At 68.1% G+C, this 22,489-nt stretch carries 22 protein-coding genes; 13 read left to right on the forward strand and 9 right to left on the reverse strand.

The window, feature by feature from the left end; translation table 11 throughout:
* Positions 1-31: 31 nt before the first annotated feature.
* Entirely contained in the window at positions 32-415 is a 384-nt protein-coding gene (locus tag MF407_RS04755; RefSeq protein ID WP_239701528.1) for a DoxX family protein, read from the forward strand.
* On the opposite strand, the gene folP is transcribed toward MF407_RS04755, so the two are convergent.
* From folP to MF407_RS04780, 4 genes are all read right to left on the reverse strand, one after another.
* Positions 412-1,353 carry a dihydropteroate synthase gene (gene folP / locus MF407_RS04760; RefSeq protein ID WP_239701529.1) on the reverse strand — a complete coding sequence of 314 codons (942 nt, stop codon included), beginning with the start codon at positions 1,351-1,353 and terminating at the stop codon, positions 412-414. The genes MF407_RS04755 and folP overlap by 4 nt on opposite strands.
* A gap of 70 nt (positions 1,354-1,423) precedes the next feature.
* Positions 1,424-1,810: an ankyrin repeat domain-containing protein gene (locus MF407_RS04765; RefSeq protein ID WP_141928877.1), complete on the reverse strand. Its 387-nt coding sequence runs from the start codon at positions 1,808-1,810 to the stop codon at positions 1,424-1,426.
* Positions 1,807-3,348, reverse strand: a complete 1,542-nt coding sequence (locus MF407_RS04775; protein ID WP_141928876.1) for a catalase — start codon at positions 3,346-3,348, stop codon at positions 1,807-1,809. Before MF407_RS04775 ends, MF407_RS04765 begins: the two co-directional genes overlap by 4 nt.
* A gap of 54 nt (positions 3,349-3,402) precedes the next feature.
* Positions 3,403-3,822, reverse strand: coding sequence for a Fur family transcriptional regulator (locus tag MF407_RS04780; RefSeq protein WP_141928875.1), 420 nt, complete (start codon positions 3,820-3,822; stop codon positions 3,403-3,405).
* Positions 3,823-3,908: 86 nt separating this feature from the next.
* Between MF407_RS04780 and MF407_RS04785 the strand changes: the two genes are divergently transcribed.
* The 4 genes from MF407_RS04785 to MF407_RS04800 all read left to right on the forward strand — a co-directional run bounded on the left by MF407_RS04785 (position 3,909) and on the right by MF407_RS04800 (position 8,937).
* On the forward strand, positions 3,909-5,564 hold the full coding sequence (locus MF407_RS04785) for an acyl-CoA dehydrogenase family protein (protein ID WP_239701531.1): 1,656 nt from the start codon (positions 3,909-3,911) through the stop codon (positions 5,562-5,564).
* A gap of 99 nt (positions 5,565-5,663) precedes the next feature.
* Positions 5,664-7,448 (forward strand): proline--tRNA ligase, encoded by a 1,785-nt coding sequence (locus MF407_RS04790; protein ID WP_239701532.1) that lies wholly within the window; start codon positions 5,664-5,666, stop codon positions 7,446-7,448.
* Entirely contained in the window at positions 7,445-8,149 is a 705-nt protein-coding gene (locus tag MF407_RS04795) for an HAD family hydrolase (RefSeq protein ID WP_141928873.1), read from the forward strand. Before MF407_RS04790 ends, MF407_RS04795 begins: the two co-directional genes overlap by 4 nt.
* The gene (locus MF407_RS04800; protein WP_239701533.1) at positions 8,149-8,937 is read left to right on the forward strand and encodes a TSUP family transporter; all 789 of its coding nucleotides are present in this window, start codon (positions 8,149-8,151) and stop codon (positions 8,935-8,937) included. The genes MF407_RS04795 and MF407_RS04800 overlap by 1 nt, the downstream gene beginning before the upstream one ends.
* On the opposite strand, the gene MF407_RS04805 is transcribed toward MF407_RS04800, so the two are convergent.
* From MF407_RS04805 to MF407_RS04820, 4 genes are all read right to left on the reverse strand, one after another.
* Positions 8,919-9,410: a vitamin K epoxide reductase family protein gene (locus tag MF407_RS04805; RefSeq protein WP_141928871.1), complete on the reverse strand. Its 492-nt coding sequence runs from the start codon at positions 9,408-9,410 to the stop codon at positions 8,919-8,921. The genes MF407_RS04800 and MF407_RS04805 overlap by 19 nt on opposite strands.
* On the reverse strand, positions 9,407-10,282 hold the full coding sequence (locus tag MF407_RS04810) for a DUF929 family protein (protein ID WP_141928870.1): 876 nt from the start codon (positions 10,280-10,282) through the stop codon (positions 9,407-9,409). Before MF407_RS04810 ends, MF407_RS04805 begins: the two co-directional genes overlap by 4 nt.
* A 117-nt stretch (positions 10,283-10,399) precedes the next feature.
* Positions 10,400-11,287, reverse strand: a complete 888-nt coding sequence (locus MF407_RS04815) for an aminoglycoside phosphotransferase family protein (RefSeq protein ID WP_239701534.1) — start codon at positions 11,285-11,287, stop codon at positions 10,400-10,402.
* A complete protein-coding gene (locus MF407_RS04820; protein ID WP_239701535.1) occupies positions 11,284-12,297 on the reverse strand; it encodes a hypothetical protein in 1,014 nt (337 codons plus the stop codon). Before MF407_RS04820 ends, MF407_RS04815 begins: the two co-directional genes overlap by 4 nt.
* Positions 12,298-12,431: 134 nt before the next feature.
* Here MF407_RS04820 and MF407_RS04825 point away from each other — a divergent pair, with 134 nt between their 5' ends.
* The 7 genes from MF407_RS04825 to MF407_RS04855 all read left to right on the forward strand — a co-directional run bounded on the left by MF407_RS04825 (position 12,432) and on the right by MF407_RS04855 (position 21,166).
* Positions 12,432-14,075 (forward strand): nitrite/sulfite reductase, encoded by a 1,644-nt coding sequence (locus MF407_RS04825; RefSeq protein ID WP_239701536.1) that lies wholly within the window; start codon positions 12,432-12,434, stop codon positions 14,073-14,075.
* A complete protein-coding gene (locus tag MF407_RS04830; RefSeq protein WP_129625602.1) occupies positions 14,072-14,779 on the forward strand; it encodes a phosphoadenylyl-sulfate reductase in 708 nt (235 codons plus the stop codon). Before MF407_RS04825 ends, MF407_RS04830 begins: the two co-directional genes overlap by 4 nt.
* Positions 14,780-14,909: 130 nt before the next feature.
* A complete protein-coding gene (gene rimP / locus MF407_RS04835; protein ID WP_129625603.1) occupies positions 14,910-15,446 on the forward strand; it encodes a ribosome maturation factor RimP in 537 nt (178 codons plus the stop codon).
* A complete protein-coding gene (gene nusA, locus MF407_RS04840) occupies positions 15,446-16,495 on the forward strand; it encodes a transcription termination factor NusA (RefSeq protein ID WP_239701537.1) in 1,050 nt (349 codons plus the stop codon). The genes rimP and nusA overlap by 1 nt, the downstream gene beginning before the upstream one ends.
* On the forward strand, positions 16,492-16,875 hold the full coding sequence (locus MF407_RS04845; RefSeq protein ID WP_239701538.1) for a YlxR family protein: 384 nt from the start codon (positions 16,492-16,494) through the stop codon (positions 16,873-16,875). Before nusA ends, MF407_RS04845 begins: the two co-directional genes overlap by 4 nt.
* Before the next feature lie 107 nt (positions 16,876-16,982).
* A complete protein-coding gene (infB, locus tag MF407_RS04850; RefSeq protein WP_239701539.1) occupies positions 16,983-19,967 on the forward strand; it encodes a translation initiation factor IF-2 in 2,985 nt (994 codons plus the stop codon).
* A 179-nt stretch (positions 19,968-20,146) separates the two neighbouring features.
* Positions 20,147-21,166, forward strand: coding sequence for an SAM-dependent methyltransferase (locus MF407_RS04855; protein WP_239701540.1), 1,020 nt, complete (start codon positions 20,147-20,149; stop codon positions 21,164-21,166).
* 156 nt (positions 21,167-21,322) lie between these two features.
* On the opposite strand, the gene MF407_RS04860 is transcribed toward MF407_RS04855, so the two are convergent.
* The gene (locus MF407_RS04860) at positions 21,323-21,883 is read right to left on the reverse strand and encodes a hypothetical protein (protein ID WP_239701541.1); all 561 of its coding nucleotides are present in this window, start codon (positions 21,881-21,883) and stop codon (positions 21,323-21,325) included.
* Positions 21,884-22,051: 168 nt separating this feature from the next.
* On the opposite strand from MF407_RS04860, the gene rbfA reads away from it, so the two are divergent.
* Positions 22,052-22,489, forward strand: a complete 438-nt coding sequence (gene rbfA / locus MF407_RS04865) for a 30S ribosome-binding factor RbfA (protein ID WP_141928862.1) — start codon at positions 22,052-22,054, stop codon at positions 22,487-22,489.

Genomic DNA, 22,489 nt, shown 5'->3' on the forward strand with positions numbered 1-22,489 from the left:
TGTGGGGGACGCCGGCCGGTACTGTCGGCGAATGAGCGAACTGTCCCGTGGAGCCCGCAGTATCACGATCGCCTTCACCGCCTCGGGTGTGACCCATCTGGTGCGACCGCAGGTCTTCGAGCCGATCGTGCCGCGCTTCTTGGGCAACCCGAGGACGCTCGTGCATCTGTCCGGTGTCGCGGAACTCGCGTGTGCCGCAGCACTTGTCGTGCCTCGCACCCGGGGAGTCGGAGCTGTCGCGTCTGCGGCGTTGCTGGCGGCGGTCTTTCCCGCCAACGTGAAGATGGCAGCCGATGCTGTATCTGCGGCTCGTCGTCGTCCGAGTCCTACCCGTAACGCGCTGGCTGCCGCGACGATCGCGCGCCTGCCGCTGCAGTGGCCGATGATCCGCTGGGTGTGGTCGGAGCGGCACTAGCGAAGCCGAACCCCTGGGCCACCGGGTGGCTCGCCGCGCCGGGCAACGGAAGGCGGGCGATCACCGCGGATCGAAGCCACCATGTCGACCACGCGTCGGGTGGCTCGGACGTCGTGGGCGCGGAACACGGTCGCGCCGAGCCAGGTGGCGACTGCAGTCGCCGCGAGAGTTCCCTCCAAGCGGTCATCAGCGGGAAGATCGAGCGTCTCGCCCACGAAGTCCTTGCGCGAAAGCGCCTGCAGCACAGGGAAACCAAGGGCGACAATCTCAGCAGTGGCACGCAGCACGGCCAACGAATGGTGGGTGGTCTTGCCGAAATCGAGCGTCGGATCGATCAGCACCCGTTCAGGTGCGACGCCTTCGGCGACCGCGCGTTCGGCGCCTTCACGCAAGGTGCGGACGACCGAAGTGACCACGGCAGCGTCCTCCTGCTCCCGTGAGACACCTTCGTCGGCGTACCGGATCGCGACGGGATCGGTGCGCGGCGGGAGACCACCGGTGTGCGAGACCACGTAACCGGCACCGAGTTCGGCTGCGACGCAAACGAGTTCGGGATCGTGTCCGGCCCACGTATCGTTGATCAGATCGACGTTCCCCGCGGCGGCGCGTGCGACGGACGATCGCCAGGTATCGAGCGAGAGGACGAGATCGGGGTGTCGTTCGCGGGCAGCGCGCAGGAACGGTACGACGCGCTCGATCTCCTCGGCGTCATCCACCCAATCGCCCTCCTGGCCGGCACGCACCCCGCCCACATCCACGATGTCTGCGCCGGCAGCGACGGCGGCGTCCAGGGCGTGCAGCGCCGACTCGAAGGACGAGTGGCGGTTGCCGGCCCAGAACGAGTCGGTCGTGCGGTTGACGATCGCCATCACCGCCGGGCGGGACGCGTCGAAGGTGTGGCCGCGCAGACGCAAGGGGGCGGGGGAGTGGGAAGTCATCGCCGGATCAACCTACCCGGACACAGCGAACGCCCACCCGAAGACCGAGTGGGCGTTCGCTGGCACCGTTTCAGCCGTCCAGCAAGGCCTGTTGACCGAACATCTCGGCCGCCTGGCGGGCGGTCGGGGTGCCGGCGTCGAGGTCGCTGCCGGCCTCGACGAGCAGACGCACGATCTCGCGCTCGCCCTTGAACAACGCGCCGGCCACGACCGACTGGTCACGTCCGTTGCGCAGGTTCGGGTCGGCGCCCGCCGTCAACAACCGGCGGACGGTGTCGGAGTGACCGTGGTACGCCGCGAGCATCAGCAGGGTGTTGCCGTCGCCGTCGACGACGTCGATCGGCAGGCCGTGGTCGACGAACTCCAGGAGTTCGTCACCGCGTCCGGCACGCGCCAGGTCGAGCGCGAGCGCAACGACGCGCTCGCGATCTTCCGGCGTGAGTTCCCGCTGGCTCAGAGCAGGTCTCCGTCGAACTCCGGGCCGTACTCGAGGTCGTCGGTGCCGGCCTTCGGGGCCTCACCGGCGTTGAGCGCGTCGATCGCCGCGCGGACACCGTCACCGTAGGCCTGGTCGGCCTTGGTGCAGTTGCCGATGTGGCGCTCGATGGTCTCGGCCGAGGCACCGCTGATCGCACGGGCGGTGTTCTCGAACAGGCGCTGCTTCTGCGCGTCGGTGAAGCTGCGGAACAGCTGGCCCGGCTGGCTGAAGTAGTCGGCGTCGTCCTGGCGGAAGTCGAACCGGTCGGCGAGCGGGTCGATCTTCAGAGCCGGCTCGCGGAACTGCGGCTGCTCCTCCCACCGGCCGTAGCTGTTCGGGTTGATGCCCGGGGTCGGCTCGGCCGACAGGCGCATCGCACCGTCACGGTGGTAGGAGTTGACCTGCGGCGCACCCTTGGGGGAGTTGACCGGGATCTGGTGGTGGTTGACGCCGAGGCGGTAGCGCTGGGCGTCACCGTAGGAGAACAGACGTCCCTGCAGCATGCGGTCGGGCGAGAAGCCGATGCCGGGCACGACGTTGGCCGGGCTGAACGCGGCCTGCTCGACGTCGGTGTGGTAGTTCTCCGCGTTGCGGTTGAGCTCCCACTCGCCGACCTCGATCAGCGGGTAGTCGGCCTTCGGCCACACCTTGGTGAGGTCGAACGGGTGGTAGGGCACCTTCTCCGCGTCGGCCTCCGGCATGATCTGCACGAACAGCTTCCACTTGGGGAAGTCGCCCTGCTCGATCGCCTCGAACAGGTCGCGCTGGCTCGATTCGCGGTCGGCCGCGACGATCTCACCGGCGGCGGCGTCGGTGAGGTTCTTCAGGCCCTGCTGGCTGCGGTGGTGGAACTTCACCCAGAAGCGCTCACCCTCCTTGTTGTAGAAGGAGTAGGTGTGGCTGCCGAAGCCGTTCATGTGGCGGTAGCCGTCCGGGATGCCGCGGTCGGACATCACGATCGTCACCTGGTGCAGCGCCTCGGGCAGGTTGGTCCAGAAGTCCCAGTTGTTCTCGGCGTTGCGCATGTTGGTCTTCGGGTCGCGCTTGACCGCGTGGTTGAGGTCGGGGAACTTCAGCGCGTCGCGGAAGAAGAACACCGGGGTGTTGTTGCCGACGAGGTCCCAGTTGCCCTGGTCGGTGTAGAACTTCAGCGCGAAGCCGCGGATGTCGCGCTCGGCGTCGGCCGCGCCGCGCTCGCCGGCGACGGTCGAGAAACGGGCGAACATCTCGGTCTTCTTGCCGACCTCGGCGAAGATGCTCGCGCCGGTGTACTTGGTGATGTCGTTGGTCACGGTGAAGGTGCCGTAGGCGCCCGAACCCTTGGCGTGCATACGACGCTCCGGGATGACCTCACGGTCGAAGTGGGCGAGCTTCTCCAGGAACCACACGTCCTGCAGCAGCATCGGGCCGCGGGCGCCCGCGGTGAGGCTGTTCTGGTTCTCCCACACCGGTGCACCGGCGACGGTGGTCAACGGCTTGGTGTTACCGGCGTCCTGCCGGGGTCCTTCGACGGTCATTCCATCTCTCCTTCGTTGCGCAATCTTGTTGCGTCGGTGGATAGTTCGAACGGATCAGGGGTCAAGCGACTTGCACTCGGGGCACAGGCCCCAATAGGTCACCTCGGTCTCGTCGATGGCGAAACCGTGGTCGTCAGGGGCGTCCATGCACGGGCGGATGCCGGTGCCGCACTCGACGTCGGTGATCGTGCCGCAGCGGCGGCAGACCAGGTGGTGGTGGTTGTCGTGTGCCTGCAACTCGTAACGCGCACTCGATCCGGCCGGCTCGAACCGGCGGATGAGTGACGCGCTCTCCAGCGCGTGCAGGACGTCGTAGACGGCCTGTGTCGAGACCGTCCCGATCGCCGCGCGCACCTGTTGTGCGACGGCGTCCGCGCTGGCGTGCGGATGGTCGCGCAGCACCTCGAGCACGGTCACCCGCGGACGGGTGACGCGCAACTGCGCATCGCGCAGCAGCTCGGTCGGGGTGGTCATGACTCGAACCTTTCAAGTTTTCTGGAATGAGTCAAGAATAAGTCCCGAGGCGTGGACGGCGCGGCGGGCAAATTACCCTTCGAAGGGTGAGCACCGATGTCTTTCAGCGCAACCCGATCAACCAGCCGCGCCCGCTCGTCGGGCACAACGCCGTCCGAGGCGATGCCGGTCTCGTCGCCGCGGTGCGCGCCCAGGCGGGCGATCACGCCGACGCGCTACTCGATTCGCTCGACGAACTCGGCCTCGAGGCGGGGTCGGCCGAAACTCGCGAGCACGGGATGCTCGCCAACGAGCACCCGCCCGCGTTGCGCCCGGTCGACCGGTTCGGCACCCGCATCGACGAGGTGGAGTTCCACCCCAGCTGGCACCACATGATGAGTCGCGGCATCGCCCACGGTCTCGGCGCGACGCCGTGGGTGAGCGACGAGCCGCTGCCGCACCTGCGCCGCGCGGCCGGCTACATCGCCTGGACCCCGCTCGAGCCGGGCCACGGGTGCCCGATCACGATGACGTACGCCTCGGTGCCGGCGCTGCGCTCCGACGACGCGCTGGCCAAGGAATGGACCGACCTCCTGGCGTCGACCAGCTACGACTTCGGGCTGCGCGAACCGCACACCAAGCGCGGCCTGCTCGCCGGCATGGGCATGACCGAGAAGCAGGGCGGGTCCGACGTGCGCACCAACGTGACACGCGCCGACGGCCAGGACGACGGGTCGTACCGGCTCACCGGGCACAAGTGGTTCACCTCGGCGCCGATGAACGATCTCTTCCTCGTGCTCGCACAGGCGCCCGACGGACTCAGCTGCTTCGTGTTGCCGCGGGTGTGCCCGGACGGTTCGCTCAACGACGTGCGCATCGTGCGGCTCAAGGACAAGCTCGGCAACCGGTCGAACGCGTCCAGCGAGTTGGAGTTCCACGGCGCGTACGCCCAGCGCCTGGGGGACGAAGGCAAGGGCGTCCGGACGATCCTCGAGATGGTCGCGGCGACACGGCTCGACTGCGTGCTCGGTTCCGCGGCGTTGATGCGACGGGCGGTCGCGGAGGCGAGTTGGCACGTCTCCCAGCGGGCTGCCTTCGGAGCCACCCTCATCGACCAGCCGGCGATGACCAACGTGATCGCCGATCTCGCGCTGGAGTCGGAGGCCGCGACGCACCTGGCCCTGCGTCTGGCGCGCGCCGTCGAGCAGCCGCACGACGAGCACGAGATCGCGCTACGTCGCATGGCGCTACCGCTGGCGAAGTTCTGGGTCTGCAAGCGCACGCCGACCGTCACCGTCGAGGCGATGGAGTGCCTGGGCGGCAACGGCTACGCCGAAGAGTCGGGCATGCCGCTGCTGGTGCGGGAGTCGCCGCTGAACTCCATCTGGGAAGGCAGCGGCAACGTCAACGCACTGGATCTGCTGCGTGTGCTCGCGAGATCGCCGGAAGCGGTCGAGGCATGGCGTCGCGAAATGGCTTGTGCGGCAGGGGAGTACGAGGTGCTCGATCGCGCCGTCGACAGCGCGCTTTCTGATCTGCAGGTTGCGTCGTGCGATCTGGTCACCGCTCAGGGCCGTGCCCGTTCGCTCACCGCCCGGCTCGCCGTGCTCCTGCAGGCATCCCTCCTGGTGCAGCACTCCACCGGCGAGGTGGCGGACGCCTTCGTCGCCAGCCGCGTCGCGGGGGAGTGGGACGGCGTGTACGGCACCCTGCCGGCGTCCGCCGACGTCCGCTCGATCGCGCGACGAGCCCTTCCCGCCTGACCGATACTACGGATTCGGCAGGGGCGGGGGGACGGATAGGCTGGTGGACGGCCCGAGAGCCACCACGAACAACACCCACGAACATCTGGAGATCCGCCCGTGGCACTGCGCATGTCGACCTTGTTCCTGCGAACCCTGCGCGAGGACCCGGCCGACGCCGAACTGCCGGGCCACAAGCTGCTGGTGCGCGCCGGCTACATCCGCCGCGCGGCCCCCGGCATCTACACCTGGCTGCCGCTGGGTCTGAAGGTGCGCGCCAAGGTCGAGGCGATCATCCGCGAGGAGATGGACGCGATCGGTGCCCAGGAGGTGCAGTTCCCCGCGCTCCTGCCGCGCGAGCCTTACGAGGCGACGAACCGCTGGACCGAGTACGGCCCCAACCTGTTCCGCCTGAAGGACCGGCGCGACAACGACATGCTGCTGGGGCCGACGCACGAGGAGATGTTCTGCCTCACGGTCAAGGACATGTACTCCTCGTACAAGGACCTGCCGCTGTCGCTCTACCAGATCCAGAACAAGTACCGCGACGAAGCGCGTCCGCGGGCGGGCATCCTGCGTGGTCGTGAATTCATCATGAAGGACTCCTACTCCTTCGACATCAACGAAGCGGGCCTGCAGAAGTCCTACGACGCGCACCGCGACGCGTACACCAAGATTTTCAACCGGCTCGGCTTCGAGTACGTCATCGTGCGGGCCGACGCCGGCGCGATGGGTGGCTCGGCGTCCGAGGAGTTCCTTGCGGTCAGCGACCTGGGTGAGGACACCTTCGTCCGGGACGACGCCGGCTACGCCGCGAACGTCGAGGCGGTCGAGGTGCCGCAGGCCCCGGCCGTCGAGATCACCGCCGGTCCGGCCCACGTCGAGGACACCCCCGACACCCCGACCATCGAGACGCTCGTCGCCGCGCTCAACGCGAACCACCCCCGCGAGGACGGCCGGTCCTGGACCGCCGCTGACACCCTCAAGAACGTGCTGGTCATGCTCGCCCACCCGGACGGCACCCGCGAGCCGTTGGCTGTCGGGTTGCCCGGTGACCGTGAGGTCGACCCGAAGCGGCTGGAGACCAAGGTCGCCCCGGCCGAGATCGAGCCCTTCGAGGAGAGCGACTTCAAGCGCTACCCGATGCTGGCGAAGGGCTACATCGGTCCCGGCGTGCTCGGTGAGGAGAAGGCGAGCGGGATCCGTTACCTGCTCGACCCGAGCGTCGCCGAGGGTTCGGCGTGGGTGACCGGCGCCGACGAGCACGGCAAGCACGTGCTCGACCTGGTGTACGGCCGCGACTTCACCGCCGACGGCACTGTGCAGGCGGCTCAGCTGCGAGAAGGTGACCTCGGCCCGAACGGGCGTGCCCTCACCCTGGCCCGCGGCGTCGAGATGGGTCACATCTTCCAGTTGGGCACCAAGTACGCCGAGGCCCTCGGGCTGAAGGTGCTGGACGAGAACGGCAAGTTGGTCACCGTGACGATGGGGTCGTACGGGGTGGGTGTCACTCGCGCGGTCGGAATGATCGCCGAGGACAACTTGGACGACATCGGTCTGGTCTGGCCCCGCGAGGTCGCCCCGGCCGACGTCCATGTCGTCGCGACCGGCAAGGACGATGCCGTCTTCCTCAAGGCCGCCGAGATCGTGAACGAACTCGAAGCCCAGGGTCTGGACGTGCTGTACGACGATCGCCTCAAGGTGTCGCCCGGTGTGAAGTTCAAGGACGCCGAACTCATCGGTGTGCCGACGATCCTGGTCTTGGGCAAGGGCTTGGCCGACGGAACGGTCGAACTCAAGGACCGTCGCAGTGGCGAGCGACGTGACGTGCCGGTCGAGGGCGCGGTCACCGAGGTGCTGCGCGAGGTCAAGGGCGAGGTCAAGGGCGAGGTCGCGGGCGCGTGATCCGCGCCGTCATCTTCGACTGGGGCGGCACGCTCACCCCGTGGCACGGCGACATCGACTACGAACGTGAGTGGCTCGGCTACGCGCAGGCGTGGGGTGTGCCCGACCCGCAGGAGATGGTCGGACGCATCGTGACCGCCGGACAGGCAGCGTGGGCGCGTGCCCGTGAGCAACATACGAGCGCGAGCGTCGAGAGCATCCTGCGGGACGCCGGCGTCGACCCCACCGACGCTCGGCACGAGGCCGGACTCGCCGCGCACCTGGCATTCTGGGACGAGCACACCTACACCGACCCGTTGGTGCGTCCGATGTGGGAACGTCTGCGCGACATGGACATTCGCATCGGCGTGCTGTCGAACACCATCTGGTCGCGCGAGCACCACCGCGGCATCTTCGAACGCGACGGCGTGCTCGACCTGATCGACGGTGACGTCTACTCCTCCGAGATCCCGTGGGCCAAACCGCATCCGGACGCCTTCCGGGCAGCTGCGGACGCCGTAGGTGTCGCTCCCGAACATTGCGCGTACGTCGGTGACCGACCCTTCGAGGACGTGCACGGCAGCAAGCAGGTCGGGATGAAGGCGATCCTGGTGCCGCACAGCGATATCCCGAGGGAGCAGCAGGTGCCGGTCGAGGTCGAGCCGGACGCCGTCGTCCAGACCATCGACGAGGTCGCCGACCACGTCGAGCGGTGGCGTTGATGGACGACATCTCCACCACTGTCTTCATCCTGCTGGTCGTTGCAGCCCTCGCGGCGGGGTGGATCGACTCGGTCGTCGGCGGGGGAGGGCTCGTGCAACTGCCCGCGCTGCTGATCGCCTTCCCGCACGCTGCGCCGGTGCACCTGCTCGCCACCAACAAGATGGCCTCCATCGCCGGCACGACCGTCAGCAGTGTCACCTACTGGCGACGGGTCAGACCCGATCCGAAAACGGCTCTGGCACTGGCGATTCCTGCGTTCGCCGGATCGTTGATCGGTGCGCTCATCGCCTCGCACCTGCCGCGCAGTTCGTTCAACCCGATCATCCTGATCGCGCTCGTCGCAGTGATGATCTACACCGTGGCCAAGCCGGCGTTGGGTCAGACGACGATGCTTCGGCACACCGGCCGCAAGCACACCGTGCTCGCTGCCGGTGCCGGGTTCACGATCGGCATGTACGACGGAGCGCTCGGGCCGGGCACCGGCTCGTTCCTGGTGTTCGCGTTGGTCGGTCTGCTGGGATACGCCTTCCTGGAGGCGTCGGCGAAGGCGAAGATCGCCAACTTCGCCACGAACCTCGCCTCTCTGGTGATCTTCATCCCGCAGGGTGCCGGGTTCTGGAAGCTGGGCCTGGCGATGGCCGCCGCCAACATGACCGGTGGCTACCTCGGTGCGCGGACGGCAGTCGCGAAAGGCGCGAGGTTCGTCCGGTTGGTGTTCGTCGTCGTCGTGAGCGCGTTCATCCTCCGGATCGGCTACGACGTGCTGCGTCAGTTCGATCTGGTCTGAGCGGGCTCAGGAGCCGGTTCGCGCAGGATCTCGCCGAGTACCACGACGATCGCGAGCACGAACGTGATCACGTGAACAGCGGTGCACCACAGGCAGATCGCACCGATCCACATGAACTCGGCCCAGATCAGATAGCCCACCATCAGCACGCCGACGGCCAGCGCGGCCAACCGCGTCAGGTCGGCGGCACGCGGAGCACGACGCCAGACCTGCGGTAGGCACAACACGACCATCGCGACGAAGAAAAGCAGCCCCAGCAGTGACACCGGCAGGCCGAACAGCGACGACCACTTGCTCGTAGTGACCGTCTGGCAGTTGACCGTCGAGGATTCGGCGCAGAACAACGAATCAGAGCCGGTGTAGTGCTCGTAGGTCAGGTACGCCGAGATCAGCAACCCGAGCACGCTGAGTGCGAACGAGGTGGTCGGTACCCAGCCGGGCACCGACCCCCGCGTCGCGCGGACGTCGGTCACTTCACCTCGAGCTTCGCTGCGGCTGCCTTCACTCCCGCGGAGTTGCAGACGTTCGCCGGCTGCTGCCCGGTGAGGGTGCAGATCTGCGCCGAGTAGACATTGGCCGCGCCGACGGCTCCCTTGGAGATCGCGCTGTTCGGGTCGGCCATCTGCTCGGCGATCTCTGTATTGGTCATGCCCGGCAGGCTGCGTCCGTCCCAGGTCGCGCCCTGCGTGGTCGACTTGCCGCCGATCAGAACGAACGGGATGGATCCCCGGTCGTTGTACTTGCTCACCAGGGTCGAGTCGGCGTCCGACATCGTCTGCAGCGGTTCGCCCATCCGGTCCTTGGTCTCCCACCCCTTGAACGCGATGTACTTGCTGGTGTAGGTCGCGTCCTTGAAGGTGACAGTCTGGATGTTCGACATCGCACCCTCGTTCGGGCTGGACACAGCGCCGCCCAGACCGTCCCAGGTGCCGAAGCGCGACAGGGCCGACACCAGCGACCACCGCTCGACCGCACAGAACGGGCAGAACTCGGCACCGACGTACAGGACGCGTGGTTTGTCCCCGACCTTGTCCTGCGGACCGTCGGTCGCGCTCGGGACGCCGGTCGCCGCGCCGAACCCGACCTTGTCGTAGGTGGCAGCCGGAATGGTGGTGAGCGTCTTGATGAACTGGGAGTTGCGGGCCTGCTGCTCGGCGGACTCGCTCTCCTTCTTCTTGTTGCCCTGCGACACGAACCACAAGATCGCCACGCCCAGCACCGCAATGGTCACGACACCTGCCACCAGGGCGAGCATCCTGCGTTGCTTGGCCTGCCTGGCTTCAAGTTCCTTGACCTCAGCGAGCCGCTCACGGCCGGTCTTGCCGGGGGTCGAGGGAATGCTCACGGTGTTCCTTCCGACGTGCGTTCGCTCGGGCGGACGTACGTCCCCCTCGAGCCTCGTGGTCCGAGCCTAATCCGCCGTTCGTCGAACGGGAGAGCGGGACCTACGCAGCGTAGTAGGTCAGTCGGTCATCGCCTTGGCGATCGTGATCATCCGGGTCACCCACTCCTTGGAGTCCGACCCCCACAGGGCGTTCACGATCACCCGGACGAAGGTCCATGCGGCGGCGCGGTCCTCGTCCAGACCGGCCGCCTCGCAGACGACTCCCAGGCGCAGCCGAAGGTGTGACCGGACGTGGTGCGCGGCTGCCGTGACGTCGTCGCGGTTCCAGAGCACCGGCGCCACGGCGAATTCCCATTCGCCGGCAAGCGCCTTCGGGTCGATGGCCAGCCAAGAGGTCCGCCCCGCAGCAAGGACATTCATGAAGTGCAGGTCCTGGTGGATCAGCGAGGCGTCGACATCGTCGTGCTGCAAATCGCGCACCATGGATGCGGCCTGCTCGGTGAAGCGTCGTGGAACGGCTGCAGACCCGTTGCTGCACAACGTGATCCATTGACTGCTCAGGTCGCTGAGTGTGATGAGCTGTGGGAGAGCGGGCCGGTCCAGTCGACGCATCAGGTCGCCGATGACCTCGCATCCCTCGAGCACCGGGACGCTGGTGAGGTCGGTGGGGTCGAGGCGTTCCAACTGCATGGCCCATCGCCGCGGATCGGCGCGCAGCAGCCGCACCGCACCGTCGCCGTCCCAGGCCCGCAGCGCCAGATGTTCGGTAGACGCTTCGAGGTGGGGCCAAGTCACTTTGAGTACGGACTGTTCGCCGGCGCCCGCAACGGGAAGGACGAGTGCGCACTCACCGAACATCGGTTCGCCGTCCACCGTCAGCTGCCAGTCGTCGAGCAGGCTGTCGACCGTCGCGGGCAGGGTGCGCAACCAGGCATCGCCGCCGACGTACGGCTGCGGTTCACGTCCGGCGATCGAAGAAGCGAAGGCTTCCGGGATCAGACTCATTTCAGCCCGAGGAAGGTGGTCGGCGCCGTGCCCCAGGTCCAGGCTGCGGCCGCCAGGTCGCCCCACAGCTCAAGCGTGCGCCGTGCCCCGCCAGGGTCGCGCTCCTCACCGCTGACGCTCGCCGCCGCGACGACGCACGATCCCAGCAGGTGGGCCATCGTCGGCCGGGCGCGGGTCGGGTCGTCCGAGCCCGCGGGCAGCGCGTAGCTCAGCTGCTCGGCGGGTGCTCGTGACCCTGCCTCGGAGCCCAGCCGCATCCGCTCGGCGTACAGGAAGGAAAGGAGACCGGCCAGATCGCCGCGCTGCTTCACCTGGGTCTTGGCGATCAGCACCTCGGCGGCGTAGGTGGCTGTGCGCACCGGTCCGAGCACCGTGACGGCGGACGTGGCGGACAAGCCGGTGATCGCGGGCGAGTCGACCGCCCCGAGCAGACGCGCCCCCGTGCGGTGCCCGGCGAGCACCGCCAGGAGTACCGGCCGGTGCTGCGCGCTCGCACGGATCACCGCGCCGAAGCGTCCGGGCTTGATCTCGTCCGCCTCCAGCACTCCGGCGGGGTGGACGGTGATCGTCGAACTGCTCGTGGTCGCCGAACCGGGGGCGGATGTGGGCGCGGGGCGGGTGGTCACCGGCGTGCTCGTCGAACTGTTCGTGGTGGTGACACCGGTCGAGGAAGCGACGGGTGATGGTTCGACGGTGATCCCGGCAGACGCCGCGATGCGGGTGAGCTCGTCGGCCTGCTTGCTGTGCAGCGCAGCCAGACGACCGGTCCACGGGCCAGGTTCCTGACCGGACAGCGCGCGGCTGAGCGCGCGCAGACGGGCGATGGACTCCTGCATGACCGCGGTGTCGGCGGGTGGGGTCGCCGTCGGTACTCCGGGGATCTGCGGGGCGTCCCGCTCGAGACGAACGCCGCACGCCGCCAAGGGAAGGGCAGTGGTCGCGAGGATTACGGAGCGCCGCGTGGCAAAGACGGTCCGCGAGTCGTCACCTGAGGCTGCGGCACCGGACATGCGCGCCAGTGTCGCACGGCTCGGCTGTGCGCAGCCGCATGCTCGCAGCCGGCGGCGTCTCGCCGTCCGAGATCCCGGCATGCATCATTTGAAGTTTGCGGTTACCAAATGGGAAGTTATGGAACGTGACAGCCGTGACGACGAAGAACGAGGGGCAGTGGGCGCTCGACCAGCGCGAGCCGCTGAACCACAACGAGCAGTTCAAGGCGCAGGACGACGGCCTGAACGTGCGTCGCCGGATCGAGGAGGTCTACTCCAAGCAGGGGTTCGCCTCGATCCATCCCGATGATCTGCGTGGCCGGATGCGTTGGTGGGGGCTGTACACCCAGCGCCGCCAGGGGATCTCCGGCGGCCGGACGGCGTCGATGGAGCCGGAGGAACTCGACGACGAGTTCTTCATGCTTCGGATCCGCTGCGACGGCGGAGCGCTCAGCACCGAGCAGTTGCGGGTGATCGCGCAGATCTCGACCGAGTTCGGCCGGGATACGGCCGACATCACCGATCGACAGAACATCCAGTTGCACTGGGTGCGGGTCGAGGACGTCCCGGAGATCTGGCGGCGCCTCGAAGCCGTCGGGCTCTCGACCACCGAGGCGTGCGGCGACTGCCCGCGTGTGGTGCTCGGTTCGCCCGTGGCCGGTGTCAGCTCGGCAGAGGTACTGGATGCAACGCCCGCGATCGACGAGATCAGCCGCCGGTACATCGGTGACCCGACCGTCAGCAACCTGCCGCGCAAGTTCAAGACCGCCATCTCGTGGCTGCCCGACACCGCGCCGGAGATCAACGATGTCTCGTTCGTCGGCGTCGTCCACCCCGAACTCGGTCCTGGCTTCGACCTCCTCGTCGGTGGCGGCCTGTCGACCAACCCCAAGTTGGCGGTCCGCCTCGGCTCCTTCGTCACCCTCGAACAGGTGCCGGACGTCTGGTACGGCGTCGTGCAGTTGTTCCGCGATTACGGCTACCGGCGTCTGCGTCACCGTGCTCGCATCAAGTTCCTGGTCTCCGACTGGGGACCGGAGAAGTTCCGTGACGTGCTGCAGCGGGAGTTTCTCGGATTCGACCTGCCGGACGGTCCGCCGGCGCCGGTCGACGAGACCCCGCTGGATCACATCGGCATCCACAAGCAGGTCGACGGCAACGCCTACATCGGCTTCGCGCCGGTTGTCGGACGCGTGTCCGGCACGATCCTGTCGCAGGTCGCCGACGCCGCCGAGCGGGCCGGCGGTGGACGCGTCCGGCTCACTCCGCACCAGAAACTCCTGGTGCTCGACGTGCCGCCTGAGCAGATCCAGCCGCTCGTGGCCGAGATGAAGACCGTCGGGCTGGAGGCGAATCCGTCGCGCTGGCGTCGTTCGACGATGGCGTGCACCGGTCTGGAGTTCTGCAAGCTGGCGATCGTCGACACCAAGCAGCGCGCGATCGACCTCGTCGCGGAACTGGATGCGCGCCTGGAGCACCTCGACCTCGACGTGCCGATCGCGATCCACCTCAACGGCTGTCCGAACTCGTGCGCCCGCATCCAGACCGCCGACATCGGTCTGAAGGGGCAGATCGTCACCACCGCCGACGGAGAACAGGTCGAGGGATTCCAGGTGCACCTCGGTGGAGGGCTCGGCCTCGACGCCGGCTTCGGCCGCAAGCTGCGCGCACACAAGGTGACTTCCGCCGAACTCGGCGACTACGTCGAGCGCCTTGCCACCAACTTCGCGCAGCAGCGCACCGACGGCGAGCGGTTCGCGGAATGGGTCGGCCGGGCCGACGAGGAGCACCTGCGATGAGTGACCTCTCGGCGCTCGCAGAAACCGCGTCCCGCGAGCTTGCCGACGCCCCGGCGCAGGAGATCCTGCGCTGGGCGGGTGAGCGGTTCGGGGACGATCTGGTGGTCGCCGCTTCGATGCAGGACACCGTGCTGGTGCACCTCGCCTCGAAGGCCGTCCCCGGCATCCAGGTCGTCTTCCTCGACACCGGCTATCACTTCGCCGAGACGATCGAGACCCGCGACCGCGTCGCCCGCGAGTACGACGTCCGGCTGATCGATGCCAAGCCGCGCCAGACCGTCGCCGAGCAGGACGCCGAGTACGGCCCGCGGTTGCACGACAGCGACCCCGACCTGTGCTGCGCGTTACGAAAGACACATCCGCTCGACGAGGCGCTCGACGGGAAGGCCGCCTGGGCGACAGGTCTGCGGCGCGCGGAGTCGCCGTCGCGGGCCGGGACGCCGGTCGTCTCCTACGACGATCGCCGTGAGCTGCTCAAGCTCGCGCCGCTCGCCGCGTGGACCGACGAGGACGTGGAGCGGTACGTCGCCGAGCACGACGTGATCATGAATCCGCTTCTGTCCCAGGGATTTCCGTCGATCGGCTGCGCGCCGTGCACGCGCAAGGTGCTTGCCGGCGAGGACGCCCGCGCCGGACGCTGGTCCGGCACCGGGAAGACCGAGTGCGGGATCCACACGTCGCAGGAGACGCTCCGGGCACGCTGACCGTGTGCCTGGACGAGTCGGGATCGAAGACGACCGGCTCGCCGGTCGGACAACCCCGCTTTCGATTGGTGCAGCGGCAGCCGTCCTGATTAGAGTGGTTGACCCCACTCGAGAACACAGGAGTCAGGCGATGAGCACCAGCCCGACGGATCGGCACCAGCAGATCCTTGCCGACCTGACCTGCGCGTTGGCCCCCCTGGGCGCACGCGTCGAGGACCTCACCGTCACCCCCGCCGGCAAGCGCCGCGTCGTCCGCGTGCTCGTCGACCGCGACCTGTCCGATCTCGACCCCGCCGACGACACCTCAGCCATCGAGCCGCTCGATCTCGACACCGTCGGTGAACTCACCCGCGTCATCAGCGACCGTCTCGACGAGACCGACGCGATGGGCGAACAGCCCTACGTACTCGAGGTCTCCTCGCCCGGAATCGACCGCCCGCTCACCGAGCCGCGGCACTACCGGCGCAACGTCGGCCGGCTGATCACGGTCGCCCGCACCGAGGGTGGCGAACTCACCGGACGCGTGATGCGCGCCGGTGCCGACGATTTCGACCTGTTGGTCCAACCCGCCAAGGGCGAACCTGCGCTGACGACGCTGGCCTACGCCGACACGACGAAGAGCAAGGTGAACGTGGAGTTCAACCGGGCCGAGGAAGGAGAGCTCTGATGGACATCGACATGGCTGCACTGCGCGCGCTCGAACGGGAGCGCGAGATCCCGATGGATGTCATCGTGCCTGCGATCGAGCAGGCGCTGCTCACCGCCTACCACCGCGTGGAGGGATCCCTGCGGCACGCCCGCGTCGAACTCGACCGCAAGAGCGGCCATGTCGTCGTGTGGGCCCGTGAGGACGGCGAGATCGACGACGAAGGCGTCCGCAGTGACCCCGGCCCGGAGTTCGACGACACCCCCGACAACTTCGGACGCGTCGCCGCGGCGACCGCCCGACAGGTCATCGTCCAGCGCATGCGTGACGTCGAGGACGAGGCGATCCTCGGCGACTTCAAGGGCCGCGAGGGCGACATCGTCGCCGGCATCATCCAGCAGTCCAGTGACCCGCGCACCGTCCGTGTCGATTTCGGCACGGTCGAGGGATTCCTGCCGTCCGCCGAGCAGGTGCCGGGCGAGACCTACAAGCACGGTGAGCGGCTGCGCTGCTATGTCGTGAGCGTCAAGCGCGGCCCGAAGGGCCCGCAGATCGGTCTGTCGCGCACCCACCCCAACCTGGTGCGCAAGCTGTTCGCGCTCGAGGTGCCCGAGATCGCCGACGGCACCGTGCAGATCGCGGCTCTTGCCCGCGAGGCCGGCCACCGCACCAAACTCGCGGTGCACTCCAAGACTCCCGGCGTGAACGCGAAGGGTGCCTGCATCGGCCCGATGGGCTCGCGCGTGCGGGCCGTCATGACCGAACTGCACGGCGAGAAGATCGACATCGTCGACTACTCCGAGGACCCGGCCGAGTTCGTTGCCGCTGCGCTGTCGCCCTCGCGGGTCTCCGCGGTGGAGATCACCGACCGGGCCGGCAAGGCTGCGCGCGTCATCGTGCCCGACTACCAGCTTTCGCTGGCGATCGGCAAGGAGGGTCAGAACGCCCGACTCGCGGCCAAACTGACCGGCTGGCGCATCGACATCCGTCCCGACACGGCGCCCGGTGGACCGGCTGTTGCGTCCGGTTCGCCGGCCGCCGCGGGACCCGCCGGCAACGGCGGGGAGTGAACGCTGCGCTAGACTTGCTCGCGGACAGTTCGCCAGAACGTGACCACGAACCTGCACACACCGGTCTGCGGACGTGTGTCGGCTGCCGGCAGCGGGACGAACGGTCCGAGTTGGTACACCTCGTCGCGATCGCCGATCGTGAGCGGCCGTCTCGGTGGCAGGTCATGGTCGACGAGCGAGGCCGGTTGCCCGGCAGGGGAGCCTGGTTGCATCCGCGAGTCGCATGTGTCGAACGGGCTTTAGCCCGTCAGGCACTCGGACGCGCGTTGCGAGTACCGGCGCAGGTGGACACCACACCCGTCCAGGAGTGGTGGGCCATGCACGACGCCGCTGCATCGACCGATGCCGCGGACAAGGAAAAGAACCGAAAGCGGGTTTGACGCTGATGAGCACCCGATGAGTACTCAGCGATGAGCAACACCCTCTGATTGACGGTTCGCTCGCGATTCTTTCGCGCTCGGACCGTCGCAATCCATAAAGGAGAAGCGTGGCAAAGGTCCGAGTTCACGAGCTCGCAAAAGAGCTCGGGATCGAGAGCAAAGAACTTCTTGCGTACCTGAAGGAGCAGGGAGAGTTCGTCAAGACGGCGAGCTCCACCATCGAGGCTCCGGTCGTCCGCAAGATCAAGGAGAACCCGCCGCCCTCGGCGGGTAAGGCTGAGGAGAAGGCCGACAAGCCGGCCGCGAAGTCGGCTGCGCCGAAGCCCGGCGCAAAGAAGGCTGCACCGTCCCCGTCCAGCACACCGAGCACCCCGTCGAGCACCTCCGCTCGTCCGGGTCCGGCACCGGCCAAGCCCGCTGCAGAGCCGAAGGCTCCGCAGGCTCCGGCCGCGGCTGCCAAGCCCACAGTCGAGCCCGCAGCCGCGCCCGAGGTGAAGGCCGCCCCGAAGCCGGCGACCGAATCGGCACCCGCTGCCGAGTCCGCGCCGTCCGCGCCGCCCGCCGCCCCGGCGGCCCGCGGGACGTCGAACCGTCCGGGTCCGGCAGCACCGAAGCCCGGTGCTCGTCCGGCACCGGCCGCTCCGGCCGCTCGTGAAGAGCGTCCGGCGCGTGACCAAGGTCGCGATCAAGGTCGCGATCAGGGTCGTGGTGACTCGCGCCCGGGTCGTCCCGGTGGAGCTGGCGCGTCCGGTGGTGGCCGCCCCGGCGCGCCGCGTCCGGGCAACAACCCGTTCAGTTCCAGCCAGGGCATGCGCTCGGGTCAGCCGGCGCGTCCGGGCAACAACCCGTTCGCTCCCAGCCAGGGCATGCCCCGTCCGGCCTCGGCTCGCGGCGCCGGTGGCGCAGCGGGTCCGCGTCCGGCAGGTCCGCGTCCCGGTGGCGCTCCCGCCGGTGGCGCCCCGCGCCCGGGTGGATCCCGTCCCAGCCCCGGCATGATGCCGGAGCGCTCCTCGATCGGTCGTCCCGGTGACCGTCCCGCCCGTGGTGGGGGCCCCGGTCGTCCCGGTGGCGGCCCCGGCGGTGCGCCCGGTCGTCCGGGCGGCGGCGGTTTCGCCGGTCGTCCCGGTGGCGGCGGCAACCGTCCCGGTGGTCGTGGTGGCACACAGGGTGCGTTCGGACGAGGCGGCGGAAAGGTCCGCGGTCGCAAGTCCAAGCGCGCGAAGCGTCAGGAATTCGAGCAGATGCAGGCTCCGTCGATCGGTGGCGTCAGCGTTCCCCGTGGCGACGGCAAGACCGTCGTGCGGGTGCGTCGCGGTTCGTCGCTGACCGACTTCGCCGACCGCATCGACGCGAACCCCGCGTCGCTGGTGACCGTACTGATCCACCTCGGTGAGATGGCCACGGCGACCCAGTCGCTCGACGAGGACACCTTCAAGCTGCTCGGTGCCGAGCTGGGCTACGACGTCCAGGTCGTCTCGCCGGAGGACGAGGAGAAGGAGCTGTTCGGCGCCTTCAACATCGACCTCGAGGCAGAGGCCGATGCCGAGTCCGACGAGGACCTGCAGGCCCGTCCTCCGGTCGTGACCGTCATGGGTCACGTCGACCACGGTAAGACGCGACTGCTGGACGCCATCCGTAACGCCGACGTCCAGGCGTCGGAGGCCGGTGGCATCACCCAGCACATCGGTGCCTACCAGGTGCACAAGGAGCACGAGGGCAACGACCGTCCGATCACCTTCATCGACACCCCGGGTCACGAGGCGTTCACCGCCATGCGTGCACGTGGTGCGAAGGTCACCGACGTCGCGATCCTCGTGGTCGCGGCCGACGACGGTGTCATGCCGCAGACGGTCGAGGCCTTGAATCACGCGCAGGCGGCCGATGTGCCGATCGTCGTCGCGGTCAACAAGATCGACGTCGACGGTGCGAACCCGGCCAAGGTGCGTCAGCAGCTGACCGAGTACAACCTGATCGCGGAGGAGTACGGCGGCGACACCATGTTCGTCGACGTGTCGGCTCGCCAGGGTCAGAACATCGACGAGCTGCTCGAGGCCGTCCTGCTCACCGCAGACGCCGCCCTCGACCTGCGCGCCAACCCGGACAAGGACGCTCGCGGCGTCGCGATCGAGGCCAACCTCGACCGTGGACGCGGTGCGATCGCCACCGTCCTGGTGCAGTCGGGCACGCTGCGTGTCGGTGACGCGATCGTCGCCGGAACGGCCCACGGCCGCGTCCGCGCGATGCTCGACGAGCACGGCAACAACGTGTACGAGGCGACCCCGTCCCGTCCGGTCCAGGTGACCGGTCTGGCCTCGGTGCCGCGTGCAGGTGACACGTTCATCGTGGCTCCGGACGACCGCACTGCTCGCCAGATCGCCGAGAAGCGTGAAGCTGCCGACCGTCAGGCCAGCCTGGCCAAGGCGCGCAAGCGGATCAGCCTGGAGGACCTCAACGAGCACCTCGCCGCCGGCAAGGTCGAGACCCTCAACCTCATCCTCAAGGGTGACGTGTCGGGTTCGGTCGAAGCGCTCGAGGACGCCCTTATGCAGATCGATGTGGGCGAAGAGGTCGACCTGCGCATCATCGACCGCGGCGTCGGCTCGATCACGATGAACAACATCAACCTCGCGGTGGCCTCCAACGCGGTGATCATCGGCTTCAACGTGCGAGCCGAGGGTCAGAACGCGGAGTACGCCGACAAGGAAGGTGTGGAGATCCGGTACTACTCGGTGATCTACAGCGCCATCGAGGAGATCGAGGCGGCCATGAAGGGCATGCTCAAGCCGGAGTACGAGGAGGTCGAGCTCGGTACCGCGGAGATCCGCGAGATCTTCCGCTCGTCCAAGTTCGGCAACATCGCCGGCTCGATCGTCCGCTCGGGTGAGATCAAGCGCGGCACCAAGGCGCGCATCACCCGCAACGGCGTCGTCGTGGCCGAGAACGTCGAGATCGCCGGTCTGCGCCGGTTCAAGGACGACGTCACCGAGGTCCGTGAGGGCTTCGAGTGCGGTATCAACCTCGGGTCGTACAACGACCTGCAGTTGGGCGACCTCATCGCGACGTACGAGATGCGGGAGAAGCCGCGGGCCTGATCCCGCTGCTCCATGGAGCCCCCGGTGCGAGTTCGCTCGCGCCGGGGGCTTCCTGCGTCCCTGATCGCGTCCTGGCAGGAACAGGGAGGGATTTTCCCGCGAGAATGGAAAGTTCGCTGCCGGTGGGACAAACGCCTCCCCGAAATGCCGGCGCCGTCCGCCCGGTAGCGTGACCGGTCGTGAGTGAGTACCTGGTGCTGGTCGCACCGTCGAGCAATCGTGTCTATGCGGACGCTGCCCCGCGCCTGGCCGCGGCCGAGATCGAGACCGTGCTGGCGGCCTTCGGATCGACGCCCGACGTCGCGCCGATCGAATTGGCCAGGGTCGATTACCTGACCATTTCCGCCTCCGGTGACGAGGTCGTGCCGGCTCTGTCGAACCTCTCGGCGACGTTCGCGCTGTTCGAGCGCGAGGGAGAGCTGCTGCGGCCGATTCCGTTGCAGCGCAGGCAGTTCTACCCCAGCGATCTGGTGACGATTCAGAAGTACCAGGGGAAGACCAACGAACAGTGGACGCGGTTGTTGCTCAACGTCACTGCGGCTGCGACCAAGCGTCCGAGCAAGTGGCTGGACGGCGGCCTGGACGTCATGGACCCGATGTGCGGACGCGGGACGACCCTCAACATCGCTCTGCTGGCGGGGTACAGCGTCACCGGCGTCGACGTCGACCGCAAGGACTACGACACCTACGCCGCGTTCCTGAAGACGTGGGTGCAGGCGCACCGGCTCAAACACACGATGGACCGGGGCGCGAGCACGACCGGCGGACGGGCACGCGGTCGCGAGTTCACTCTCGAGGTGGCACCGACCAAGGACGCGTTCAAAACCGCAGACACGCAGACGGTGCGCTATCTGTCGACCGACACCACCGACCTCGGTGGCCTCGTCCGTGCGGCGAGCATCGACGTCATCGTCACCGACACCCCGTACGGCGTGCAGCACGGATCACACGGAGACCGTCTCTCGCGCCGTCCGCTCGAACTGCTCGACCGTGCGATGCCCGCATGGATCCGGACGCTGCGCACCGGAGGAGCGGTCGGTCTGTCCTACAACCGACACGTGGCTCCTGCCGAGGACATGGCGCTGATGTTGGAACAACACGGTCTCATCGTGGTCACCGACTGGCGGGACAGCTCTTTCCGCCACCGGGTCGACGCCTCCATCGACCGCGACCTCATCGTCGCTCGCAAGGAACCCTGACAACACGGGCCACGCCCTCACGCCGGTCGAGTAGTGAGGCAGGGTTACCGACCGAGCGCGATCGAGACCACGTGAGGTCCCCGTGAGCGCAGCCAACTGGGTTGCCGCTCAGCGATGTTCACGCGGTCCCGATCGCGCAGATGCTCAGCGACCGACTCAGACGGTCGGCGTCCAGCTGGACTGCGCCGTCCCCGAGGGCGACGTTGTGGACGAGCCTGCCGAGGAGTCTCCCGAGCGACCCTGCCCGGTCGGGGGAGCCGGACGCTCACCACGCGGGCCGCCCTTACCGGGGCCGCCGGTGCGTTCGGTGATCGTCTTGAGGTCCTTGCTCACCTCGTACATGACCCTGTCGCCGGACTTGGTGGCCAGCACGTCGTACGAGCCGTCCTCGTCCTGCAACACCTTCTCGATCGTCGCGCCTGGATACTTCGCGGTCACCGCGTTCTTCACGCTGGTCGCGGCCGTGCCGGTCACCTCTGTGTGCTTGTGCATCCCGCGAGCGTCCTTGCCCGCACGCGGACCGCAATCCTGGGTCGCGTCCTTCGACGCGTCGTCACCGGAGCTCGTGTTCGAGTCAGCGGACGAGGAGCTCGACGAGCTCGGTGAACTGGTCGCGCTCGGCGAGGTGGTGTCGGCGAGCGAGGTCGCCGCCGCGCCCACGCCGAGACCTGCTGCCGCCGCGAGTCCGGCAGTCGCGAGGATCTTCATGGTTGCCATGTCATGCCTTCCTGAGTCGGAACCGACACCGTTCGATGTCGTCCTGAAGCAGATTCGGGCCGGTGGCTGTCAGGAGGCTGTCGGGATGCCCTCGCAAGGCTGGGACTTCGTCGCAGCACGCACCCGCCGACGACGATGGCCGACGTCGTTGGCGGTAGGTTTGCACGCATGGCTGACCCCGCACGCGCACGAAAGATCGCCGAACGCATCAAGTCCTTGGTGGCCGAGTACCTCGAGTTCCGGCTGAAGGACGAGCGCCTCGGATTCATCACCGTCACCGACGTCCGGGTCACCGGCGACCTGCAGCACGCGTCGGTGTTCTACACGATCTTCGGGGACGAGAAGGCGCGCGCCGACACCGAGGCGGCGCTCGCCGACAACCGCGGCCGGATCCGCTCGCACGTCGGCAAGGGCCTCGGCATCCGGCTCACCCCGTCGCTGGAGTTCATTCCCGACGCGATCCCCGAAGGTGCAGCGAACATCGAGGCAGCTCTCGCCGCCGCGCGGGAACGCGACGCCGAACTGCAGCGCAATGCCGGTGCCCAGTACGCCGGCGACGCCGACCCGTACCGCAAGCCTGCGGCGGACGACGCCGGTGACGAGTGA

Origin of the sequence: Yimella sp. NH-Cas1 (assembly GCF_022359705.1) — a bacterium.
Taxonomy (GTDB): domain Bacteria; phylum Actinomycetota; class Actinomycetes; order Actinomycetales; family Dermatophilaceae; genus Yimella; species Yimella lutea.

Bases quoted from the DNA above. Each gene is read 5' to 3' on its own strand.
- MF407_RS04755 (WP_239701528.1), top strand. From the start codon at position 32: ATGAGCGAACTGTCCCGTGGAGCCCGCAGTATCACGATCGCCTTCACC.
- folP (WP_239701529.1), bottom strand. From the start codon at position 1,353: ATGACTTCCCACTCCCCCGCCCCCTTGCGTCTGCGCGGCCACACCTTC.
- MF407_RS04775 (WP_141928876.1), bottom strand. From the start codon at position 3,348: ATGACCGTCGAAGGACCCCGGCAGGACGCCGGTAACACCAAGCCGTTG.
- MF407_RS04780 (WP_141928875.1), bottom strand. From the start codon at position 3,822: ATGACCACCCCGACCGAGCTGCTGCGCGATGCGCAGTTGCGCGTCACC.
- MF407_RS04800 (WP_239701533.1), top strand. From the start codon at position 8,149: ATGGACGACATCTCCACCACTGTCTTCATCCTGCTGGTCGTTGCAGCC.
- MF407_RS04815 (WP_239701534.1), bottom strand. From the start codon at position 11,287: ATGAGTCTGATCCCGGAAGCCTTCGCTTCTTCGATCGCCGGACGTGAA.
- MF407_RS04820 (WP_239701535.1), bottom strand. From the start codon at position 12,297: ATGTCCGGTGCCGCAGCCTCAGGTGACGACTCGCGGACCGTCTTTGCC.
- MF407_RS04830 (WP_129625602.1), top strand. From the start codon at position 14,072: ATGAGTGACCTCTCGGCGCTCGCAGAAACCGCGTCCCGCGAGCTTGCC.
- rimP (WP_129625603.1), top strand. From the start codon at position 14,910: ATGAGCACCAGCCCGACGGATCGGCACCAGCAGATCCTTGCCGACCTG.
- nusA (WP_239701537.1), top strand. From the start codon at position 15,446: ATGGACATCGACATGGCTGCACTGCGCGCGCTCGAACGGGAGCGCGAG.
- MF407_RS04860 (WP_239701541.1), bottom strand. From the start codon at position 21,883: ATGGCAACCATGAAGATCCTCGCGACTGCCGGACTCGCGGCGGCAGCA.
- rbfA (WP_141928862.1), top strand. From the start codon at position 22,052: ATGGCTGACCCCGCACGCGCACGAAAGATCGCCGAACGCATCAAGTCC.